The sequence below is a fragment of the Campylobacter sp. MIT 99-7217 genome (genome assembly GCF_006864365.1).
Lineage (GTDB): Bacteria > Campylobacterota > Campylobacteria > Campylobacterales > Campylobacteraceae > Campylobacter_D.
In genome coordinates, this window is sequence record NZ_QHLJ01000003.1 from 72,988 (window position 1) to 95,992 (window position 23,005).

17 protein-coding genes are annotated in these 23,005 nt (G+C 34.2%); 10 read left to right on the plus strand and 7 right to left on the minus strand.

The window, feature by feature from the left end; genetic code table 11:
* Window positions 1-108: 108 nt before the first annotated feature.
* A complete protein-coding gene (gene mltG / locus DMB92_RS03400) occupies window positions 109-1,068 on the minus strand; it encodes an endolytic transglycosylase MltG (RefSeq protein WP_142681656.1) in 960 nt (319 codons plus the stop codon).
* On the opposite strand from mltG, the gene DMB92_RS03405 reads away from it, so the two are divergent.
* The 7 genes from DMB92_RS03405 to DMB92_RS03435 all read left to right on the plus strand — a co-directional run bounded on the left by DMB92_RS03405 (window position 1,025) and on the right by DMB92_RS03435 (window position 9,594).
* Window positions 1,025-3,541, plus strand: a complete 2,517-nt coding sequence (locus DMB92_RS03405) for an AsmA-like C-terminal domain-containing protein (RefSeq protein WP_142681657.1) — start codon at window positions 1,025-1,027, stop codon at window positions 3,539-3,541. The genes mltG and DMB92_RS03405 overlap by 44 nt on opposite strands.
* Window positions 3,542-3,656: 115 nt before the next feature.
* A complete protein-coding gene (locus DMB92_RS03410; protein WP_142681658.1) occupies window positions 3,657-5,867 on the plus strand; it encodes an NADP-dependent isocitrate dehydrogenase in 2,211 nt (736 codons plus the stop codon).
* Entirely contained in the window at window positions 5,864-6,760 is an 897-nt protein-coding gene (locus DMB92_RS03415) for a malate dehydrogenase (RefSeq protein ID WP_142681659.1), read from the plus strand. Before DMB92_RS03410 ends, DMB92_RS03415 begins: the two co-directional genes overlap by 4 nt.
* Window positions 6,761-6,769: 9 nt before the next feature.
* Window positions 6,770-7,075, plus strand: a complete 306-nt coding sequence (locus DMB92_RS03420) for a 4Fe-4S binding protein (RefSeq protein WP_142681660.1) — start codon at window positions 6,770-6,772, stop codon at window positions 7,073-7,075.
* Between the two features lies 1 nt (window position 7,076).
* The gene (locus tag DMB92_RS03425) at window positions 7,077-8,201 is read left to right on the plus strand and encodes a 2-oxoglutarate synthase subunit alpha (RefSeq protein ID WP_142681661.1); all 1,125 of its coding nucleotides are present in this window, start codon (window positions 7,077-7,079) and stop codon (window positions 8,199-8,201) included.
* Complete coding sequence (locus DMB92_RS03430; RefSeq protein WP_142681662.1) at window positions 8,201-9,043, plus strand: 2-oxoglutarate ferredoxin oxidoreductase subunit beta; 843 nt, start codon at window positions 8,201-8,203, stop codon at window positions 9,041-9,043. The genes DMB92_RS03425 and DMB92_RS03430 overlap by 1 nt, the downstream gene beginning before the upstream one ends.
* Entirely contained in the window at window positions 9,040-9,594 is a 555-nt protein-coding gene (locus DMB92_RS03435) for a 2-oxoacid:acceptor oxidoreductase family protein (protein WP_142681663.1), read from the plus strand. The genes DMB92_RS03430 and DMB92_RS03435 overlap by 4 nt, the downstream gene beginning before the upstream one ends.
* Window positions 9,595-10,115: 521 nt before the next feature.
* Here DMB92_RS03435 and hemH read toward each other — a convergent pair.
* The 4 genes from hemH to DMB92_RS03455 are packed head-to-tail and all read right to left on the minus strand — an operon-like array spanning window position 10,116 to window position 14,105.
* The gene (hemH, locus tag DMB92_RS03440; protein WP_142681664.1) at window positions 10,116-11,057 is read right to left on the minus strand and encodes a ferrochelatase; all 942 of its coding nucleotides are present in this window, start codon (window positions 11,055-11,057) and stop codon (window positions 10,116-10,118) included.
* On the minus strand, window positions 11,054-11,914 hold the full coding sequence (locus DMB92_RS03445) for a Gfo/Idh/MocA family protein (RefSeq protein WP_142681665.1): 861 nt from the start codon (window positions 11,912-11,914) through the stop codon (window positions 11,054-11,056). Before DMB92_RS03445 ends, hemH begins: the two co-directional genes overlap by 4 nt.
* On the minus strand, window positions 11,911-13,023 hold the full coding sequence (locus tag DMB92_RS03450) for a 5-methyltetrahydropteroyltriglutamate--homocysteine S-methyltransferase (RefSeq protein ID WP_142681666.1): 1,113 nt from the start codon (window positions 13,021-13,023) through the stop codon (window positions 11,911-11,913). The genes DMB92_RS03445 and DMB92_RS03450 overlap by 4 nt, the downstream gene beginning before the upstream one ends.
* Complete coding sequence (locus DMB92_RS03455; RefSeq protein ID WP_142681667.1) at window positions 13,020-14,105, minus strand: DegT/DnrJ/EryC1/StrS family aminotransferase; 1,086 nt, start codon at window positions 14,103-14,105, stop codon at window positions 13,020-13,022. Before DMB92_RS03455 ends, DMB92_RS03450 begins: the two co-directional genes overlap by 4 nt.
* 105 nt (window positions 14,106-14,210) lie before the next feature.
* On the opposite strand from DMB92_RS03455, the gene alaS reads away from it, so the two are divergent.
* Genes alaS through DMB92_RS03470 form a run of 3 tightly spaced genes read left to right on the plus strand, consistent with a single transcriptional unit; the run spans window position 14,211 to window position 19,218 of the window.
* Window positions 14,211-16,745, plus strand: coding sequence for an alanine--tRNA ligase (alaS, locus tag DMB92_RS03460; RefSeq protein ID WP_142681668.1), 2,535 nt, complete (start codon window positions 14,211-14,213; stop codon window positions 16,743-16,745).
* Complete coding sequence (gene maf / locus DMB92_RS03465; RefSeq protein ID WP_142681669.1) at window positions 16,745-17,293, plus strand: septum formation inhibitor Maf; 549 nt, start codon at window positions 16,745-16,747, stop codon at window positions 17,291-17,293. The genes alaS and maf overlap by 1 nt, the downstream gene beginning before the upstream one ends.
* Entirely contained in the window at window positions 17,290-19,218 is a 1,929-nt protein-coding gene (locus tag DMB92_RS03470) for a penicillin-binding protein 1A (protein ID WP_142681670.1), read from the plus strand. Before maf ends, DMB92_RS03470 begins: the two co-directional genes overlap by 4 nt.
* 46 nt (window positions 19,219-19,264) lie before the next feature.
* On the opposite strand, the gene DMB92_RS03475 is transcribed toward DMB92_RS03470, so the two are convergent.
* Both DMB92_RS03475 and DMB92_RS03480 read right to left on the minus strand, forming a co-directional pair.
* Entirely contained in the window at window positions 19,265-21,847 is a 2,583-nt protein-coding gene (locus tag DMB92_RS03475; RefSeq protein WP_142681671.1) for an ATP-dependent Clp protease ATP-binding subunit, read from the minus strand.
* A 245-nt stretch (window positions 21,848-22,092) separates the two neighbouring features.
* On the minus strand, window positions 22,093-22,917 hold the full coding sequence (locus DMB92_RS03480; RefSeq protein ID WP_142681672.1) for a metal ABC transporter solute-binding protein, Zn/Mn family: 825 nt from the start codon (window positions 22,915-22,917) through the stop codon (window positions 22,093-22,095).
* Between the last annotated feature and the right edge of the window lie 88 nt (window positions 22,918-23,005).

The following is a 23,005-nucleotide window of genomic DNA, read 5'->3' on the forward strand; positions in this document are numbered from 1 at the left end:
AAGCAAAAAGCATTCCAACTTTTTAAAACTTCTAAATTAAATAATTTTACTACAAGAAAGTTAAAAAATCAAGCCTCTTGGATTTATTTTTATAAAAAACAAGATATTTTAAAGTCCTCTTTGTGCTGCAACGGCTTTATTGTGATCATCTACATTTGTTGTAAAGATATGAAGTCCCGTTTTTTTATCTCTCATAAAATACAAATACTCAGTTTTTGCTGGGAAAATCGCTGCCTTGATCGCATTTAAAGAAACATTGCAAACAGCTTCTGCTGGAAGTCCTGCAAATTTGTAGGTATTATAAGAACTTTCATCATTTCTTATACGCTCTGGTGTGATTTTTGTATGCGAGTAAAGTCCGTAGTTTAAAGTGCCGTCCATTTGAAGCTTCATGCCTATTTTGAGTCTATTATAAATCACGCTTGCAACTATGGGCATCTCTTCGTTATTTGCGGCTTCTTTTTGTATCACTGAAGCTGTGATGACAAATTGATGCCATTTTTTTTCATTATATTCTCCAAAAATTTTTATCGCAGCCTTTTTACTTTGTTCAAAAGAATGAGCCAACAAAAGTTTAATAAGTAAATCCTCTTTTATGCCCTTAGGGATAGAATAAGTTTCAGGATAAAGCATACCCTCGCTAAATTTAGCCTGCTTTGAGTATTCTAAAAGTAATTTTTCCTCGCTTAAATTTAAATCTTTAGCTACCTGTTTTAAAAAATAAGCCGTTGTTTCTCCGGGTATTAAAATGATACTTTGCTCAGCTGCCTTTGCTGTTGTAAGCTTATGTAAAAATTCTACTCGGTTAAGCGGTGTTTGACCTATGTTTATCCAGCCTGATTGAGGATAGCCTAAAAAATACAAAATATATTTATCTATTTTGCTCATTTTATAATTATTGTTATCTAAATTTTGTATAATCTGTGAAATAGAACCTGAGGGAATATATACAACAGATTCGCTTTTAAAAGGCAAACTTAAATAGTAAAAAATTCCTATCAGTAAAATGAGAAAGAAATCTATCATGAAAAAAAATATATTGCGATATTTATTCATTGTTTTTATCATTTTTTTAGTCCTTTTTATTATCCTGAAAAATGGTTTTACCTTATCTATTATCCAAACACAATTTTTTCATCTTGAAGAATTATATATAAAATTAGATAAAAAACTTATAGTAAAAGCCAAAAAAATAGAAATTTTTACACAAGAACAAGATGAAAGCTTTAGCTCTAAAACTATGCTGGAATTGAGCCAAAACCTTGAATTTTTTTATAGTTTTTTTCAAGAAATCGACATAGAAAATTTACATCTTAAAAATCAAAATACTCGTTTGCGATTTATAAATGATGAGTTTATCATGGATAATGAGCATTTTTTCATACAACTTGGCTTAAATAGTGATAAAAACATGATCAAAGCCAATATTAACGATCTTTTCATCAAGGATTACAATGCAAGCTCTAAGGGAGAAATTTACATCGATATAGACAAGGAAAAATATACTTTTGTTGGAGATTTTAATTCCACTTCTTTGTATTTTGATTTTAATATTAGCTACACTAGCAATGAGATAAGCTACGATCTTGAAAATATAAACATCACTAATATCAACGCCGTTTTAGATAATCTCAAAAGTATAAATTTATCAAAAGGATTGGTTGATTGGCTTGGGACAAAGGCAAGAGCCGAGTTTTATCATTTTGATTTCTTAGAGGGCAAGGTAAGACAAATACGAAATAAATATCAAATTACTGATCTTAAAGCAAAGGCGTATGCTCAAAATCTCGATTTAAAACTTAAACCAAATATCCAGTCTATTATATTTCCATATGTGGATTTAATTTTAAATGGACAAAGGCTTGATTTCAAATTTGACAAGGCAAACTTTGGAAAATTTGATATCAGTCAAAGCAAGGTTTATATTTATGATATTTTAGAGCCTAAAAAAACGGGCATTCATATTAATATCATCTCAAATGAACTTTTACTTGATGATAAAATGCAAACCTTACTCAAAGAATACAAAATTAATGTTCCCTTACAACAACTTTCAGGAAAAATGGATACAAATTTTACTATCAATCTCCCTTTTGCTACAAAAAAAGGAACTTACGAGGGGGATTTTCATATCAATAAAACCAAGCTAGATATGGCTTCTTTTATGGTGGATAGTGGGGTGCTTACTTTAAAAAATACCGATCTTTCTATGCAAAATTTTAATATTTTCAATGATTTTTTAAAAGCAGATTTTAATGCAAGCTTAAATTTATCTTCAAAAAAAGGTATCTTTGATACTAATATCTCTCAAATTTATTTTAATAATCTTTTAAATTTAGAAAACAAACATCTTTTGCTTAATTTTTCTTATGATAATGAAGTGATTTTATACTCAAAAGATTTTGATTTAAGTATAAATTTCACCAAAGGCTTAAGTTTGCAAACACCAAGTTTAGAGAAATTTAAAGAATACTCACCCCTCATGCAAAAGCTTCAAATACAAGGTGCTGACTCTTTTTTGCTACAAACAAAAGACTATAAAAATTTCAATATCTTTCTTACAAATACCCATTTTAACCTACCCTTGTTTCAAAAAGATCAAAGTCCTTATAATCTTGATGATTTTATCATTAAGAAAAATGGAGATAATTTCAGCTTACAAAGTGCAAGTAAACATTTAAGTCTAAATTTCAAACCTGATAAAAAAGATATCATCGTAAAGGATCTTAGCCTAAAATATACTGATGAACTTAAATTTGATACGAATGAAACAAATATATCAAATTTAAGTATCCGAGCAACAAATTCGGGTATATACTTTAAGGATGAAAACTTTCATTTTGATCAATTTTATTTCTATACAAATAAAGAACTTTCAAATCTCAAAGCTTCAAGAAAAAATGCTCAATATGTCTTTGATAAACAAAATAATCACATGCTTTTTAAAGCTTTCAATCTCGATGATGAAATCATTAATGAGATTTTTAACAAAACCGTAGTTAAAGGCGGAAATTTCAATCTTTTCCTCGAAGGCAATGATCTTAAAGACTTTGAGGGAAGGATCTATCTTGGAAATACTTATCTTAAAGATCTAAAGCTTTATAATCAACTCATTTCCTTTATCGATACTATCCCTAGTTTATTAATGTTTAAATCCCCTACTTTCAACGAAAAAGGACTTAATATACAAAAAGGTGCGGTTTTACTAAAAAGAAAAGATGATATTATTTATATCACAGGCTTGAACTTAGACGGAGATAGTGTTGATATACTAGGCTCTGGTCAGATTAATCTCAAAGATGAAAGTATCTTTATAGAGCTTGAACTTAAGACACTAAAATCAGCCTCAGAAATTATCAATAAAGTGCCTATCATTAATCAAGTTTTATTAGGAAAAGATAGAGAAATTTCAACACGCATAGTAGTGGAAGGAAAATTAGATAATCCTAAATTTAAAACACAAGTGATTAAAGAAACCTTAAAATTACCTTTTAATATCCTAAAAAACATTGTTGAAGCTCCTTCGACATGGTTTAAATAAGCTTATAAAATGCTTAAAAATGTAAAAAAATGTAACATGAGGTATTTTTTTTCTCTAAAATCATAGTTTTTGTGTATAATTAACAGAAAAATTTTAAGATTTCTAAGGGACTACAATGACTTACACTCTTACAGATGAAAGCCCAGCTTTAGCTACTTATTCGTTTTTACCAATAGTTCGTGCCTTTTTAGCTCATGCAAATATCAAGATCAATACAGCCGATATTTCTTTATCAGGTCGTATTATCGCTACCTTTAGTGATGAACTAAAACCTGAACAAAGGATTGATGATGATTTATCAAAACTCGGAGAGTTGGTTCAAAGTCCAAACTGCATTTTAATAAAAACGCCAAATATTTCAGCTTCTATCCCTCAGCTTAAAGCAACGATAAAAGAATTGCAAGAAAAAGGTTATAATGTTCCTAATTATCCTGATGTTGCTAATACGGATAAAGAAAAGGAAATTTTAAACAAATATCAAAAGATATTAGGCTCAGCTGTAAATCCTGTTCTAAGACAGGGAAATTCTGATCGTCGTTGCTCATTTGCCGTAAAACAATATGCCAAATCTAATCCTTATAAAATCATTCCTTTTGATCCAAATTCTAAAACGAGAGTTTCTTATATGCCAAAAGCTGATTTTTTTGATAATGAAAAAGCTGTTTTAATTAAAGAAGATACAAGTGTAAATATCATTTTTATCAGCGATAATGGCGACACTAAGGTTTTCAAAGAAAATATTAAAGTTGAAAAAGATGAAATTTTAGACGCTACCTTTCTTAGTTGCGAAGAATTGCAAAAGTTTTATGAAGAACAAATTGCTCTATGCAAAAAAGAAGATATACTTTTTTCACTTCATTTAAAAGCTACTATGATGAAAGTAAGCGATCCTATCCTTTTTGGATATGCTGTGAAAGCATATTTTAAAGATTTATTTCATGAATTTAAAGAAGAATTAGATCAGCTTGGAGTAAATCCAAACAATGGCATAAGCGAACTCCTAGCAAAGATACAAAATTCTCCACTTAAAGATAAAATTCTTAACAAATATAATGAAATTCTTGATACAAATGCCCCAATTTCCATGGTCAATTCAGAAAAAGGCGTAACAAATTTACATGTTCCTAGCGATGTTATTGTTGATGCTTCTATGCCTGCTATGCTTAAAAATGGAGCAAAACTTTGGGATAAAAATGGAAAGGAAAAAGATACCAATGCTGTTATTCCTGATAAAACCTATGCGACTATTTATGAGGCTGTGCTTGAGGATTTACATAAAAATGGAACTCTAAATCCTAGTAAGCTTGGTAGCGTAAGTAATATAGGTCTTATGGCTAGAAAAGCTCAAGAGTATGGCTCTCATGATAAGACCTTTGTTGCTCCTGAAAATGGTACTTTTATTGTCCAAACACAAGCTCAAGAAAATCTCTTATCCTTTAAGCTTAAAAAAGGCGATATTTTCCGTATGAATGAAGCAAAAGCAAATGCGATTTTAAATTGGATTGATTTAGGCATAGAAAGAATGCAAATAACCGGAGATAAGGCTATATTTTGGCTTGATCCTCAAAGAGCGAGCAATAAAATTATGATTGATATTGTTAAAGAAAAATTAGCTCAAAAAAACCTTGAAAAAAGCGATCAAATCAGTATCTTAGCTCCAAAAGAAGCTTGCTTGGAAAGTTTAAAACTTATCAGAGAAGGTAAAAATGTGATTTCTATAACAGGCAATGTTTTACGCGATTATCTTACGGATTTATTCCCTATCTTAGAACTTGGAACAAGTGCTAAGATGCTTTCTATAGTGCCAATGCTTAGCGGTGGAGCTATGTTTGAAACAGGTGCAGGTGGAAGTGCGCCTAAACAAGTTGAACAACTCGTTGAAGAAAATCACTTGCGTTGGGATAGCTTGGGTGAATTTCTAGCCTTGCAAGCAGCACTTGAGTTTTATTCAAGAAAAAATGAATCTTACAAGGCTAAGGTCTTGGCAGAGTGCCTTGATGAAGCCATTGCTTCTTGGCTTGAAAAGGGCAAGACGCCTTCAAGAAAAGTTGGAGAAGATGACAATAGGACTAGTCATTATTATCTTGCAAGTTACTGGGCAAATGAGCTTGCAAGACAGGGAAATGAAAAGGAACTTCAAATGATCTTTCATGATATTGCTATGGAATTAAGCACAAAAGAAGATGAGATCAGAAAAGAATTTTTAGATGAACAAGGTAGAGCAGTTGATCTTGGAGGGTATTATAAATTTGATGATACGAAAGCTAATGCGGTTATGAGACCAAGTAAAACCTTCAATGATATCATAGAAAGACTAGCTCAATGAAAATCACCATCATTGGTCCTGGTAATGTTGGCTTAAGCATAGCCTATGCTTTGATTCTAAGAGAAAGTGTCAGCGAGCTTGTAATGATAGGGATAGAAAAAGAATCCCTCATAGCAAGAGATTTAGAGCTAGGACAAAGCATAGCTGCTTTAAATTTAGACATTAAGCTTACTTGCACTGAGGAGTACTCTTACAGCAAAGATAGTGATATAGTGATTTTTTGTGCTGGTGTTGCACGAAAGGATGGACAAAGCAGAGATGAGCTTTTGCAAACCAATAAAGAAATTATGCTTAAATGTGCTAAGCAAATCAAAAGATATGTAGAAAATCCCCTTTTTATCATACTTACAAATCCTGTTGATTCTTTACTTAATGTCTTATATGAAAGCCATCTTTTTGATTCTAAGAAAATCATAGCTATGGCAGGGACACTTGATAATGCTCGTTTTAAATATGAACTTGCAAAGAAATTTAAATGCAAAAGTTTTGATATAGACACCAAACTTATAGGCTTTCACAATGATGATATGGTTTTGTTAAAATCTTTATCAACTTGCAAAAATGAAAAAATTTCCACACTTTTAAATGAAGAAGAATTTGAAGATATTGAAAATGAGGTCAAAACAGGCGGTGCAAAGGTGATTAAACACCTTAAAGCTTCAGCTTATCTAGCTCCAGCTGCTGCTTGTGTAAGGATGATAGAAGGGATTCGCACAAGAGAGTTTTTACCTATGAGTGTGATTTTGCACGGAGAATTTGGGGTTCATAATAAAGCTTTTGGAGTTTTGGCTCGTTTAAGTTTAGATGGAGTGCTTGAAGTTTTGCCTCTAAATTTAAACGAGGCAGAAAAGCTAAGTATTGAAAAATCTTTAATCAAATACAAATACATTTAAGGAAAAAAAATGAGTGTTAATAATATGCCCGTTTGGGTGAATGAAAAGCGTTGCAAAGCCTGTAATATTTGCGTGAGTTACTGCCCTGCTGGGGTTTTGGCTATGAGAGATGATGTCAATGCCGTCTTAGGACAAATGATAGAAGTGGTTAATCCAAATTCTTGCATAGGTTGTAATGAATGCGAACTGCACTGCCCTGATTTTGCCATTATGGTTGCAAAAAGAAATGACTTTAAATTTGCAAAACTCACTGATGAGTCAAAACAAAGAGCATTACGAATCAAAGAAAATCATTATAAAAAGTTGGAAAATTAAGATGAGAGAATTAATCGCAACAGGAAATAGCCTAGTGGCAAAAGCTGCCGTAGAATGTGGCTGTAAATTTTTTGGTGGCTATCCCATTACTCCAAGTTCTGAGATAGCTCATATCCTATCTAAGCTCTTGCCTGCAAATGATGGCACTTTTATACAAATGGAGGATGAAATCAGCGGCATAAGCGTCAGCATAGGTGCTGCTATGAGTGGGGCAAAGTCTATGACCGCAAGTAGTGGTCCTGGCATTTCTTTAAAATCAGAACAAATCGGCTATGCTTTTATTGCTGAAATTCCCCTAGTCATAGTCAATGTTATGCGTGGAGGTCCATCAACTGGGCTTCCAACTAGGGTTGCACAAGGGGATTTATTTCAAGCAAAAGCGCCTACTCACGGCGATTTTGCAAGTATAGCTCTAGCTCCTACGACACTAGAAGAAGCTTATACTGAGACGATTAGGGCTTTTAATTTGGCTGAAAAATTAATGACGCCTGTATTTTTACTGCTTGATGAGACCGTAGGTCATATGAATGGTAAAGCAAAAATTCCTGAGGTTAAAGATTTACAAATTATTAATAGAGCTAAATTTAGCGGAGCTAAAGAAGCTTACAAGCCTTATGAAGCGCCGATGAATGAGCCAGCGACTCTAAATCCTTTTTTCGAGGGGTATCGCTATCATATCACAGGGCTTCATCACGGAGATATAGGCTTTCCTACTGAAGATGGTGCTATTGTAAAATACAATATCGAACGCCTTTTTGGAAAGATCAAAAACAGAGTCGATGAAATTTGTTTATTTGAAGAATATGAGCTTGAGGATGCTGATTTTCTTGTTATAGCCTATGGTAGCGTAGCTTTAAGCGTGAAAGAAGCTATTCACAGATTAAGAGAGCAAGGCATAAAGGTAGGGCTTTTTAGACCTCTTACTCTTTATCCTGTGCATGAGAAAAAAATAGCCCAAGTTGTGAGTAAATTTAAAAAAGTTCTGGTTTGTGAATTAAATATGGGACAATATTTAGAAGAAATCCAAAGAGCAAGCAAAAGGGATGATTTTTACACCCTACTTCGTGCAAATGGACGCCCACTAACCCCAAGCGAAATTATGATAAAAATAAAGGAGAGTTTATAATGGCTTTTGAATATGATAATTATCTTAGAGTGAATAAAATGCCGACACAGTGGTGTTGGGGCTGTGGCGATGGAGTGGTTTTAAAAGCTATTATTAGAGCCATTCAAAAAGTAGGCTGGGATATGGATGATGTTTGTCTTGTTTCTGGTATTGGCTGTAGTGGGAGGATGAGTTCTTATGTAAATTGCAACACCGTGCATACCACTCACGGCAGAGCTATTGCTTATGCTAGCGGAATAAAACTTGCCAATCCTAGCAAACATGTCATCGTAGTAAGTGGAGATGGCGATACCTTAGCTATTGGAGGCAATCACACGATACACGGATGCCGTAGAAATATAGATTTAACTCATATTTTAATCAACAATTTCATTTACGGACTTACCAATTCGCAAACCTCGCCCACAACCCCTCAAGGTTTTTATACAGTTACAGCACAACATGGTAATATCGATCCAAATTTTGATGCTTGTAAGCTTACCATAGCAGCAGGAGCTAGCTTTGTCGCAAGAGCAAATATTATCGAAGCGATGAAACTTGAAAACACTATAGCTAAGGCTTTAGAGCATAAAGGATACAGCTTTGTGGATGTCTTTTCAAATTGTCATATCAACCTAGGTCGTAAAAACAAAATGGGAGAAGCCACCCAAATGCTTGATTGGATCAAAGGGCTTTGTATAGATAAAGATAAATTTGAAAAGCTTGAAGAGCCAGATAAAAAACATAAATTTCCAATGGGTATACTACATCACGATAAAGAAAGAGTAGAATACTGCCATGCCTACGAAGAAGTGCGTCGTGCTTCAAAAGAAAAAAGAATGGTTAAATTGGAGGATCTATGAAATATCAACTAAGATTTGGTGGAGAAGGTGGACAAGGCGTCATTACCGCTGGAGAAATTTTAGCAGAAGCAGCGATTAAAGAGGGTCGCTATGCTTTTAAGGCATCAACTTATACTTCACAAGTTCGTGGAGGTCCTACAAAAGTTGATATTATCATTGATAATGAGGAAATTTTATTTCCTTATGCTGTAGAAGGTGAAATAGGCTTTATGCTTTCCACAGCAGATAAGGGTTATCATAGCTTTAAAGAGGGCGTAAAAGAAAAGGGGATTATAGTTGTTGAGCCAAATTTGGTCAATCCTCAAGAACAAGACTTTGAAAAATGGCAAATTTATCAAATTCCTATCATTACTATAGCCAAAGACGAGGTTGGCAATGTTGCTACCCAATCAGTCATCGCTCTTTCTATAGCAGCTTTTATGAGCAAATGTATAGAACTTGAACCACTTAAAGAAACTATGCTTGAGATGGTCCCTGCCAAAACAAGAGAGGCAAATGCCAAAGCTTTTGATTTGGGTGTTCAATACGCTACAAAAGCCTTAGGGCTTTGATTTAACTTATGCCTCGCAAAGTGGCGGGGCATTTTTCTTACAAGTTCTTTTGCTAGTCTTATTAATTTCTACTAAAAAGTTTGAATTTAAGTTTAAATTTGATGCAATAGCTCCAAATTTTAGCACCTTTGCATAGAGTTACAAATGATTTTTCTTATATTTGCTCAAATCTAAATCCTTAAACACAAGGTTTGCAAAACCTAAAATACAAAAAATATATTATTTTAAACATTGAAACTTAAATTTTAAAACATGATTATTCTTTGTTGTAACAAAGAAAGAAAAATAAAAAAAGTTTTTTCATCTTATTTTTAACGATCATTTCACTAAACTTATACTTGACTAAGGATTTATTAGCCAAAATTATAAAAAAGAAGCAATATTCAAAACACTAAAAATACGCGGTGGCATAAATTATCCTCTAAATATAAAAAACAGAGCAAGCCTTGACATAAATATAAATTTTAAACGCCAAAAATTTATGGAAGAAATTTAAAATAAGCACTATCCTATACACAAACCTAGGTTAAATTCTTTTGAAGATATTTTAAGATAAAATCGATAAATTCCTTACTATCATTAGGACAAGTAATGACCTTGTAGTCTTTCGTCGCCACCTTTCTATACTCAAGCTCGAGCTCAAAAACACTTTCTGAGCAATCAATACAAAAGGCAATAGGATAGATTAAAGCCTCATTTTTAAGCCCTGCTAAAATGTCGCTTGTATTTGGTTCAAGCCATTTTACGGGTCCAAGCCTACTTTGATAGCCTAAAACAATCTCATCAAAAAAAGGCTCAAGTCTTTGTTTTAAGTCCTCAAAATGTGCCCTTACATGACTTTCATACACATCGCCCTTTTTTATATGCGAAATAGGCAAAGAATGAGCTGAAAAAATAAGCGTTTTTTTATGTCCTTTTAAAAACTGCTCGTTTGCACTTAAAATGTGTGAAATGATCATTTCATTATACGCTTCATCATCATAAAAAACAGGAATTTTGCTAAGTTTTGATTTGATATTTAGGTTTTGAATTTCTCTTTCAAGTACTTCTAGAGATGAGCTAACCGTGGTTTTTGAATGATGAGGATATAAGGGGAAAAGCACGATTTCATCATCTGCCTTAAGCTCATATTTTTGCAAAACTTCCTTGGCAAAAGGTGGCACATATAAATTTACAAAATCAAAGTAAAAATCCTTAAAATTATCATTTTGCACGCATTTTTCACGAAGTTTATCACACAAGCTTTGAGTAAGTTCATTTAAGGGAGATTTTCCGCCTAAATGTTCGTAGTTTTTCCTCATCGCACCCACACGCATTTTCGTGATACACCAAGCCACAAAGCCTCTTAAAGCCTTGTTTTGAATACCTAGTATATAAGGATCATTGAACATATTTTTTAAAAAAAGCTCACAATCTTTAAGATTTAAAGCTCCACCCATGTTTAAAAATAATACAAGTTTCAACGCATATCCTCCAGTAATTCTTGAACCCTTATAGCATCTTTAATTCTCGCAAGAGGGGAAAAATCATTTTTAGCAAAACTTAAAAAAGCCTCATGCTCAGCTCTTAAAGGGCTTGTTTTATCATTAAATTCAAGTGGATTTAAATTTTTTAATAAAATAAAGTCATTTAAATTTGCCTCATAAGAATTATCCTCGCAAATCACACTGATTTGCCTTTTTTTATAGCTTGCATTCCAGCTTTCATGCACCACGCCAATGCAGTTTTCAAGCTCGCAAGCAATGATTGAATCATCTTCTCTTTGCTGTGAGTGGGCAAAGCCCTTAAATACCTTACTTTGCTTAAATTCGCTCTGGCTTAAAAAAGCAAGCAAATCAAGATCATGCACAGCCAAATCTTGCAAAACGCCCACATCAGTTATCCTTTGCGGATAGCTTGAATACCTTTGTATGTTTATACTAATGATTTTTTCATCTTTTAACGCTTGCTTTAATGCTTTTATCACAGGATTAAAACGCTCACTAAAGCCTACACCAACATTAATTTGCAAGGTTTTGCTAAGCTCATCAAGTTCTTTCATTTGGGTTAAATTTAAGGCTAGTGGCTTTTCAATAAGGATATTTTTAACCTTTGAAAAAGCCTTTTTTGCTAGATCAAAATGTGTGTTTGTAGGGCTTGCGATGATTAGCAAATCAAGATTTTGCTCTAAAAACTCATCTAAATTCTCATAAAAAGGATAAGCAAAATCTTGACTTTTAGCTATATCGTATAAAAGAATTTCTTTAAAATTCTCATTTTTGCTAAGCTCGTTCAAATGGTTTTTTCCCATTCGTCCAAGCCCTATAAGCCCTATTCTCACGAAAAAAAGCCTTCAGCTTCAAGGCTTTTTAGGGTTTCATTTAGAAGGGCTATTTTTTGCCATTGTGTTTCTTTGGCGATTTCATTGCCCTCTTCTGTGGAACTAAAGCCACATTGTGTGCTAAGCTCGATTTGTTTAGGGCTGATGAATTTAGAAGCGATCTTAACTCTAGTCTTAAGCTCTTCAACACTTGGGCTTTCATTAACCTTGCTGGTTAGGATTCCTAAAACAGCAATTTGATCTTTCATAAATTTCAAAGGCTCAAAATCCCCAGCCCTCTCATCATCAAATTCTAAGAAAAATTTATTCACACGAAGTTCGCCAAAAAGCTTTTTAGCCACCCTCATATAACCCCCACTTGCTACATAACGACTGCGGTAATTTCCTCTACAAATATGAATCGCACTCATCACGCCCTTTGGCATAGTCTTTAAGCTCTCGTTAAGAAAATCCACATATTCTTCACATAAATTTTCAGCATTAATTTCATTCGTCTGACAAAAACTCTCATCACACAAAGAACCAAAACTTGTATCATCAAGCTGTAAATACACACCACCAAGCTGGGCAAATTTAGCATAAAAATCTGCATAGGCTTTTAAAATATCATTTTTAAGCCTTAAAAAATCCTTGCCGTAATGCTTTAACTCGCTGTTTTTACCTCCACGAATAAAAAGCATGTATAAAAGCATTGAAGGGCTTGGGATAGTAAGCTTAAGGCGTTTTACATCAAGTTTTAGGCCCTTAGCAAGCTCCATAAGCCTTGCAAAATCTTTCAAAAACGGATGATCGCCACATTTGATATCGCCTACGATTTCGATCCCCTCAGCCCTTGTTTCAATGCCTTTGAAAAAATAGCCACGCTCTTTTTTGATTTTATTTAAGCCCTCAAAGCCCCAATAAAAGTCCAAATGCCACCACGAACGGCGAAATTCTCCATCACTTAAATAATAAATCCCAGCCTTATCGCACTGCTGTAAAAGCTCTATTATACAAGAATCCTCCACGCTTCTAAGCTGTTCTTCATCGATTTTACCTTGAGCGTAATTTTCTCTTGCTTGTTTTAAAACTAAGGGTCTTAAAAAAGAACCCACTTGATCTAATTTCATTTTAACTCCTTAAACACAGCAATTACACTTTCTTGCTCTTCCTTGCTCAAAAATGCAGAAAAAGGCAAGGAAAGCACATGCTCGCTAGCATACTCAGCCTTTTCAAGCCTCAAATCCTTAAATTCGCTAAAGCAAGGTTGTTTATGCAAACAAATAGGATAATGTATCGCATAAGCAATATCTGCATTTTCAAGGACTTTGAGTGCATTAGCCCTATCCTCGATCAAAACGCTATATTGTGCATAAGCACTGAAGCAATGTTCTTTTATCTTTGGCACAACGCAGTTTTTTAAGCCCTCATCATAAGCTTTTGCAAGTTCTTGCCTTTTTGCAAGCTCTTTATCTAGGTGTTTTAGCTTGACATTTAAAATTGCTGCTTGCAAGGTATCAAGCCTGCCGTTAATGCCGATAAGCTCGTGATAATAACGCTTTGTTTGTCCGTGATTTAGAAGTATTTTCATCTTTTTAGCTAAATTTTCATCATCACTAAAAACAGCCCCGCCGTCCCCATAAGCACCAAGAGGCTTTGAAGGAAAGAAGCTCGTGCAAGAAATATGTGCTATAGAGCAAGACTTTTTCCCCTTAAAAGAAGCCCCAAAGCTTTGAGCGCCGTCTTCAATCAAAAAGATATTATTTTTTTCGCAAAGCTCTTTTAAGCTTAATAAATCACTCATCTGCCCAAACATACTTACAGCAATAACAGCCTTTGTTTTAGCACTTATAGCCTTTTTGACGCCCTCAAGAGTAAGGTTAAAATCAAGTAAATCAATATCCACAAAAACAGGCTTAGCACCGACTAAGCTCACCATTTCAGCAGTAGCAATAAAAGTAAAACTAGGAACGATGACCTCATCGCCTGATTTTATATCCAGCGCCCTAAGTGCAAGATACAAAGCACTTGTGCCACTAGAACAACCCAAAGCATAAGAAACACCGACATATTTAGCTAGATTTTCTTCAAATTCTTCAAGCTTTGCTCCACCTATGAAAGAAGTATTTTGCAAAACCGAATTTATAGCCTCATCGATTTCTTGCTTATAATCCTCATACTGAGCTTTAAGATTGATAAAGGGAAATTTCATTTTTAAACCTTAAAATTTATAAAAATAAGCCATAATTGTAGCTTATTTTTACTTAATTTAAAGTATTTTTGGTATGATTATGAGAAAAATTTATAGGAAATTTTTATGGATGTAAGAAAAGAATTTTTAGAATTTTTTAAATCAAAAGGACATGAGATAACCCCATCAAGTCCTTTGGTTCCTGATGATGCGAGCTTACTTTTTACTAATGCTGGAATGGTTCCTTTTAAAAGCATTTTTACAGGCGAGATCCCACGCCCAAATCCACCACGCAAAACAAGCTGTCAAACCTGCATAAGAGCAGGCGGAAAGCACAACGACCTTGATAATGTAGGATATACAGCACGCCATCATACCTTTTTTGAAATGCTTGGAAATTTTAGCTTTGGAGATTATTTTAAAAAAGAAGCCATAGCCTATGCTTGGGAGTTTGTAACAAGGATCTTAAAGCTTCCTAAAGAAAGACTTTATGTAACAGTTCATGAAAGCGATGATGAGGCATATGAACTTTGGCAAGAACATATTCAAAAAGAACGCATTTATAAATTTGGCGACAAAGATAATTTTTGGCAAATGGGAGATACTGGCCCTTGTGGTCCTTGTAGTGAGATTTTTTATGATCAAGGAGAAAAGCATTTTAACTCAAGCGAGGATTATATGGGAGGAGATGGAGACCGCTTCCTTGAAATTTGGAATTTAGTCTTTATGCAGTATGAAAGAAGTTCTGATGGCAAGCTTAGCCCCTTACCAAAGCCAAGCATTGATACAGGAATGGGACTTGAAAGGGTTACTGCCATAAAAGAGGGTAAGCTTAGCAATTTTGACAGCTCCTTATTTATGCCTATTATAAATGAAATTTCAAAGCTTTGCGGCAAGGCTTATGAGTATGAAAGCGGGGCTAGTTTTAGAGTAATAGCAGATCATATAAGATCAAGCGTATTTTTACTAGCCCAAGGACTAAGCTTTGATAAGGAAGGGCGTGGTTATGTGCTAAGACGCATTTTAAGGCGTGCTTTAAGGCATGGCTATTTGCTGGGCTTTAAAGAAGCTTTTATGTATAAGCTTGTGGATATTGTTTGTAAGCTTATGGGAACTCATTATAGCTATTTAAATGAAAAAAAAGACTTTATTAAAGAGCAAATCAAGCTTGAAGAAGAAAGATTTTTAGCCACCATAGAAAGAGGGATAGAGCTTTTTAACGAAGAGCTTAAAAATACAAAGGAAATTTTTAGCGGAGAGCTTGCTTTTAAGCTTTATGATACCTATGGTTTTCCACTTGATCTAACAGCTGATATGCTTAGAGAAAAGGGCTTAGCTGTTGATGAGGCTAAATTTGATGAGCTGATGAGGGAGCAAAAAATCCGCGCCAAGGCTTCTTGGAAGGGAAGCGGGGATAAGGAGCTTTTGGGCGATTTTAAAGCCTTGATTGAAGAATTTAAAGAAAATGAGTTCATAGGCTATGATAATTTTAGCTCTCATTCTAAAATACTAGCTCTTTTAGATGAGGATTTTAAGCAAATCAAAGAGCTTAAAAGCGGACAAATAGGCTTTGTTATGCTTGATAAGACCCCCTTTTATGCCACAAGTGGAGGTCAGGTGGCTGATCTTGGGCTTATTAATAAGAGCGAGGTTTTAGATACGCAAAAAATTTATAATCTTAATCTATCAAAATTAAAGGCAAATGAGAATTTTAGCATAGCTGATAGGGTGGAAGCTAGGATTGATATAGAAAAAAGAAGGCAAACCACAAGCCATCACTCAGCCACTCATCTTTTACACCACGCCCTAAGAAAGATCTTAGGCTCTCATATCACTCAGGCTGGAAGCTTGGTTGAGCCTGATAAGTTAAGATTTGATTTTACCCACCCAAAACCCCTAAGTGAAGAAGAGCTTGAAAAAATTGAAAATATGGTTAATGAAATGATTATTAATTCTTATGAAAAAAGGCTTGATATTATGGAACTTAACGAGGCTAAAAAAAGCGGAGCCCTTGCTCTTTTTAATGAAAAATATCAAGAAAAAGTCCGTGTCATAAGCCTTGGAGAAAGCAAAGAGCTTTGTGGGGGAACTCATGTAAAAAACACAGCTCAAATAGGAAGCTTTTATATAGTTAAAGAAAGCGGGGTAAGTGCTGGGGTAAGACGCATAGAAGCAGTTGCGAGTAAGGCAGCACTAAATTATGCTAAAAATTTAAATAAAGAGCTTTTAAGCTTAAAAAATGAGCTTAAAACAAATGAGCCTTTAAATGCTCTTAAAAGGCTTAAAAATGAGCTTTTAAGCTTAAAAAATGAGCTTAAAAATCAAAGCAAACAAGAGCTTCAAAGCTTTGAAAAAAACGGCACTCAAATTTGCGTTCAAAGCCTTACAAATGGCGATATCAAGGCTATGATAGATGAGTTTAAAAATAAATTTAACAAGGCTGTAATCTTACTCATTCAAAATAAAGATGGCAAGATAAGCCTTGCAGCAGGCGTTAAAAACGCAAGCTTAAAGGCTGGAAGCTTGGTTAAAGAAGCAGCTCAAATTCTTGGCGGAAATGGAGGGGGAAGAGATGATTTTGCCACCGCTGGAGGAAAAGATGCAAGCAAGATTGAAGAAGCTTTAAAAAGGGCTCTTTCAAGCATACAAAAGGAGCTTTAATGCTTTATCTTGCCTCAAGTTCTAGCTCAAGAGCAAAACTTCTTGAAAAAGCCCATATAAACTTCAAACAAATAGAGCTTGACTATGATGAAAGTGCTGTTGATATAAATTTAGAACCACAAATTTATGTTCAAAGAGTTCTTTTAGAAAAAGAAAGGCAATTTTATGATAAATTCAACACCTTTGAAGAAAAGGTGCTTTTTGTTGATAGTATCGTGAGCATTCAAAATAAGGTTTTTACAAAGGCTAAAACCAAAGAAGAAGCTCTTTATATGCTTGAACTTCAAAGCGGACGAAGTGTTTGCATACTTTCAGCAATGATTTTAAGCACAAAAAACTTTAAGCTTATCAGTCTTTCTAAGGCTGATTTAGAATTTAAACCCTTTGACACAGAAAAGATGAAAGCTTACATACAAAATGGAAATTTTAAAGGAAAAGCTGGTGCTGTAGAGTGCGAGGGCTTTCATAAAGAATACATAAAAGAGCTTAAGGGTGATCTAAGCATAGCCTTAGGGCTTGATATACCAACTTTAAAGGCTTATTTATGAGAATTTTAAAATTTCTTCTTTCTTTATTTTTGCTCTGTATAATTTCTGGGATTATTTACGCTATATATTTATTCTCAAATTCTGGTGTACAAAATTACACCTTCAAAGAATTTAAACCACCCTTAAGCACACAACTTTTCGATAGGAATGGGAATTTAGTTGCCAATATTTTTGATAAAGAACACCGCTTTTATGTAGAATACGAAGATATACCTCCTCGTGTCATCGAAGCTTTAGTAGCTATTGAAGATACAGCTTTTTTTGAACATAATGGCGTTAATGTTGATGCTATTGCTAGAGCTGTTGTAAAAATGATCCAAGCAGGACATGCCGTTGAAGGTGCTTCTACACTTACTCAACAACTTATTAAAAATACAGAATTAAGCCCAGAAAAAACTCTATCAAGAAAGATCAAAGAAGCTTTACTTGCCTATGAAATCGAACTCAAACTCACTAAGGAAGAAATTTTAGAAAGATATTTAAATCATATCTTTTTTGGGCATGGGTATTATGGGATCAAAACAGCTTCTTTGGGATATTTTCGAAAAGAATTAAGCGAACTTAGCTTAAAAGAAATCGCTATCTTAGTAGGGCTTCCAAAAGCACCAAGTAGTTATGATCCAACAAGAAATTTAAACTTATCGCTTTCAAGAGCAAATGCTGTGATTCAAAGAATGTATAATATAGGCTGGATTAATGAAGATGAATACCGCAAAAGTATGGCTGAAGTGCCTATCATTTATGATGATACACTTACAAAAAATGCCGCTCCTTATGTTGTCGATGAAGTTATTAAGCGTTTAGAGCCTATACTACCTGATCTTAAAACCGCTGGGTATAAGATTGATTTGAGCATAGATTTGGATATTCAAGATATGGCTCAAAATGCACTAAAATTTGGCTATGATGAGATTGTTAAAAGAGATAAAGATGCTAATTTGAGTGTTTTAAATGGGGCTATGGTTGTCGTTGATCATCAAAATGGAGGTGTTTTGGCTCTTGTTGGTGGGGTTGATTATGCAAAAAGCAATTTTAACAGAGCCACTCAAAGCCAAAGACAACCCGGAAGCTCCTTTAAACCTTTTGTGTATCAAGCTGCCATTGATCTTGGCTATTCTCCAATGAGCGAAGTTGCTGATATTTCAAGAACTTTCCAAATTTCAGGAGGCAAATGGAAGCCTAAAAATTTCGATAGCTCTTTAAAAGGATTAGTTACTCTCAAAGACGCTCTTACACGCTCAAGAAACCTAGCTACCATAAATTTAACCCTAGATCTTGGTTTAGATGTGGTCTATTCAAAAATTACAAGTATGGGTTTTAGCGATAAAATACCAGCAAATTTATCTATAGTACTTGGAAGTTTTGGTATATCGCCTCTTGAGTATGCTAAATTTTTTACTTTTTTTGGAAATTATGGAACGATTAGAGAGCCTATACTTATCAAAAATGTCAAAAATCAAGCCGATCAAATAATCTTGAAATTTGATTCAAATGAAACCAAAATCAGCGAACCAGAGCAAGTTTTCTTAACTCTTGATATGATGAGAAATGTTGTAAATAGGGGAACAGGTAGCAATGCTAGAGCTTGGGGCATTGAGGTTGCAGGAAAGACAGGAACAAGTAATGATAGCATAGATGCTTGGTTTGTTGGTATTACGCCTGAAATAGAAGCACTCATTTGGTATGGAAACGACAATAACAAACCCATGAAAGCCACAGAAGGAGGAGCAAGAACCTCAGCTCCTGTTTTTAGAGTTTTCATTACCGAATATGTTAAGAAATTTCCCCAAACAAAAAGATATTTTAGCGTTCCAAGTGGAGTAAAACAAGGAACTTATAATGGACAAAATGAATTCTATACGGATAAATCCCCTCTTCCGCAAAAAAGCATTCATGATATGGGAGCTGATGAACTTTTATTTTAAAAAGTAAATTTATATGCGAAGAAAAAATATTTCTTCGCAAAAAATTTTAATGAACCGTATTTTTCTTAATAATGATATTTTCATCATCAGCATCGATTAAAATATCATCATTCAAGCTTAGTTCATCACTTAAAATCATATCGCTAAGCTTATCTTCGATCATATCATAAATAGCCCTTTTAAGCGGTCTTGCTCCAAAGTCAGCATCAAAGCCCTCCTTGGCTATTAAAAGGGCTGCATTTTCGCTAAGCTCAGCTTTTATGCCCTTTTGTCCTAGATTTTTTTGCAAATCTTTAAAAAGAAGCTTCACGATTTCATAAGCTTCATCTTGTCCTAGAGGATTAAAGGTGATGATATCATCAAGGCGGTTTAAAAACTCTGGCTTAAAGAAATTTCTAAGCTCATTTTTTACAGCCTCATCTTGCTCTTTTCCCTTTAAATTCATAATCGCACTTGAGGCTATATTTGAAGTAAGGATAATGATAGTGTTTTTAAAATCCACTGTCACGCCCTTGCTATCAGTTGCCCTGCCATCATCTAAAATGCCCAAAAGCACATTAAAAACATCTTTGTGCGCCTTTTCCACCTCATCAAACAAAAGCACGCTATAAGGCTTTCTTCTAACAGCTTCTGTTAGCTCTCCTCCTTCTTCATGCCCCACATAGCCTGGAGGTGCTCCTAAAAGCCTTGAAACACTATGTTTTTCCATAAATTCGCTCATATCAAAGCGAATCATAGCCTTTTCATCATCAAACAAAAACTTAGCCAAAGCCTTAGCAGACTGGGTTTTTCCAACCCCTGTTGGACCTAAAAACAAAAAGCTTCCTATAGGTTTATTTTCAGCATTTAACCCAGCCTTATTGCGTTTAATGGCTCTTGCTAAGGCACTTAAAGCCTTGTCTTGCCCTATAACGCTTTGTTTTAAATGCTTTTCAACCTCTAGGAATTTTTGCTTTTCACTTGTTAGCATTTTTTGAACGCTTATGCCTGTCCATTTACTAAGGATTAAAGCCACTAAATCCTCATCAACTTCGTTCTTAAGCAAAACCCCATTTTCGCTCATCTTAGCCCATTTTTCATTAAGATTTAAAAGCTCTTTTTCAAGGGCTGGAATTGATCCATACTCAAGCTCGGCGGCCCTTTGAAACTCACCCTTGTTTTTAGCTAAAAGTGCTTCATTTTTAAGGCTATCAATTTCTTTTTTCTTAGCACTTATAGTGTCAAAAACGCTTTTTTCATTTTCAAACTGCGAATTTAAAGCATTTTGCCTTTCTTTTAAATTTGCAAGTTCCTTGGCTATTTCTTCAAGTCTTGAGGCATTTTTATCATTTTTTTCCATTTTTAAAGCCTCATTTTCAACCTCTAAGCTTTCAATTTCCTTTCTAACCTTTCTTAAGGAGCTTGGCTCGCTTTCAATTTGCATTTTAAGCTCAGCCGCAGCCTCGTCAATTAAATCAATGGCCTTATCAGGCAAAAAGCGATCAGCTATATAACGCTTAGAAAGCTTAGCAGCAGCCACTAGCGCACTATCTGTTATACTTACATTGTGATGAATTTCAAGCTTTTCTTTAATGCCTCTTAGCATAGCCAAAGCCTCATTTACACTTGGCTCACTCACACTTACAGGCTGAAAACGGCGTTGCAAGGCGGCATCTTTTTCAAAATACTTGCGATATTCTTTAAGTGTTGTTGCTCCTATGGTGTGAAGCTCCCCTCTTGCTAAGGCTGGTTTTAAGATATTTGCAGCATCCATAGAACCCTCGCTTGCCCCAGCTCCAACTATGGTGTGAATTTCATCTATAAACAAAATAATATTCGCATTTTTAATCACCTCATTCACCACAGCCTTAAGTCTATCCTCAAACTCGCCTCTGTATTTTGCCCCAGCTATTAAAGCACTCATATCAAGAGCGATAACGCGTTTATTTTGCAGGCTAGTAGGCACATCTTGTTTTACTATCCTTTGAGCTAGGGCCTCAACTATGGCTGTTTTACCAACTCCGGGCTCTCCTAATAAAATGGGATTATTTTTGGTTTTGCGAATTAAAATTTGCATAAGACGGCTGATTTCTTCTTCTCTGCCAATGACTGGATCAAGCTTGCCCTCGTTTGCTTTTTGGGTTAGATCAATACCAAATTTATTAAGAGCGTCAAGGGTTTCATCGCTGGTTTTATTTTCTATTTTTTTGCCAGCCCTAAGAGCTTCAAGTTCTTTTTTAAAATCAAGCAAATTTAAAAACTTGCCCAAAATTTCTTTAATAACTCCCTCCTCGCTCGTACTTAAAAGCCAAGTATCAACAGCTAAGAAATTATCGCCCTTGCTTGTCATCAAGGCTTTTGCCTTTTCAAGACTATCTATCATGTCCTTTGAAAAACGCAAATTTTCTCTATTTATGGCTGAACTTGTAGGAAAACTCGCAATCTTGCTTTTGATTTCAAGTTCCAAAGCAGCATTTGAAAGGCTCATTTTGTTTAAAATTTGATTTAAAATGCTAGAACTATCAACACTTAAAGCCCAAAGTAAGTGCAAGGGCACAATCTCAGCATTTTTAGAATGAAGGGCTAAAGAAGCCGCACTTTCTAAATTTGAAAGCATAGAATCTGTTAAAAAATCTTGTATATTTGCCATATCGAATCCTTTTTTACTATAAGTTTATATGGGTGCTATTATATAACTTTAGTGAGTTAATGTCAAGTTTTTTAAATAATTTTTTTAAATTTATTTTTGAATCCGTTCTAAATTTACTAAAAATAAGCTTTTATAAAAATTGATTGAATTATAAATTTAACGAAGAATTTACAGAATTTTTAAGGAAGTTTTACTAAGCTTTTAAAAGGCTTAAATTTATCTACAATAAAATGAAATTTAAGCTTTTAATTTTCACTTAAAATTTGCGCACTTTTTAGAAGCTCTTTATCCCAATTCCTACTTAAATGATCGATTTCCAGCACCTTTGCACCAATTTCTTTGGCTAAGGTTTTGGCTGCATTTTGAGGAAAACCTTTTTGCACAAAAATCGTTTTTACTGCCTCTTTCTTAGCTTTTTCAATAAGGGCTTTTAAATCCTTAATTTTAGGCTCTTTTCCCTCGATTTCAACCGGAATTTGCACCAAATTATATCTTAGGGCAAAATAAGTCCAACTTGGGTGATAAACGATAAATTTTTTGCCTTTTTTATCCTTTAAAAGCTCTAAAATTTCAGCGTTGAGACTATCAAGTTCTTTTTGAAATTCCTCTAAATTTGCCTCAAAAAACACCTTTTCTTGCGGATATTTAGCGCTTAAAGCGTCGGCTATCGTTTGAGCCTGAGTTTTGACTAGGATAGGATCAAGCCAAATGTGTGGTTCATTTTCATGATGAGAATGTTCGTGTGAATGCCTTTCTTGAATGATTTTTACACCCCTTGTTAAATCTACGATCTCAAGATTTTTAAAAAGGCTCTTAAATTTATCAAGCATGATTTTTTCAAACTCAAGTCCTGTAGTAAAATAAATATCACTTTTTTCAAGCTTTGCCATGATTTCAGGCTTAAAATCCACATTATGCTCATCAGTATTTGGTGGCACGATGATATTAATTTCTAGCTTATCTTTAGCGATTTTTTCCACAAAAAAGGCTTGTGGAGGTATGGAAACGCTCACAATAGGCTTTGCAAAAAGGCTTAAAATAGAAAAAAATAATAAAAAAATACTTCTCACACAAAAATCCTTAAAATATAATTAGGCAAAACATTGCAACTATACTACTTGAATGAAGTTTATGATTATATCAAAAGAGAGCTTAAAA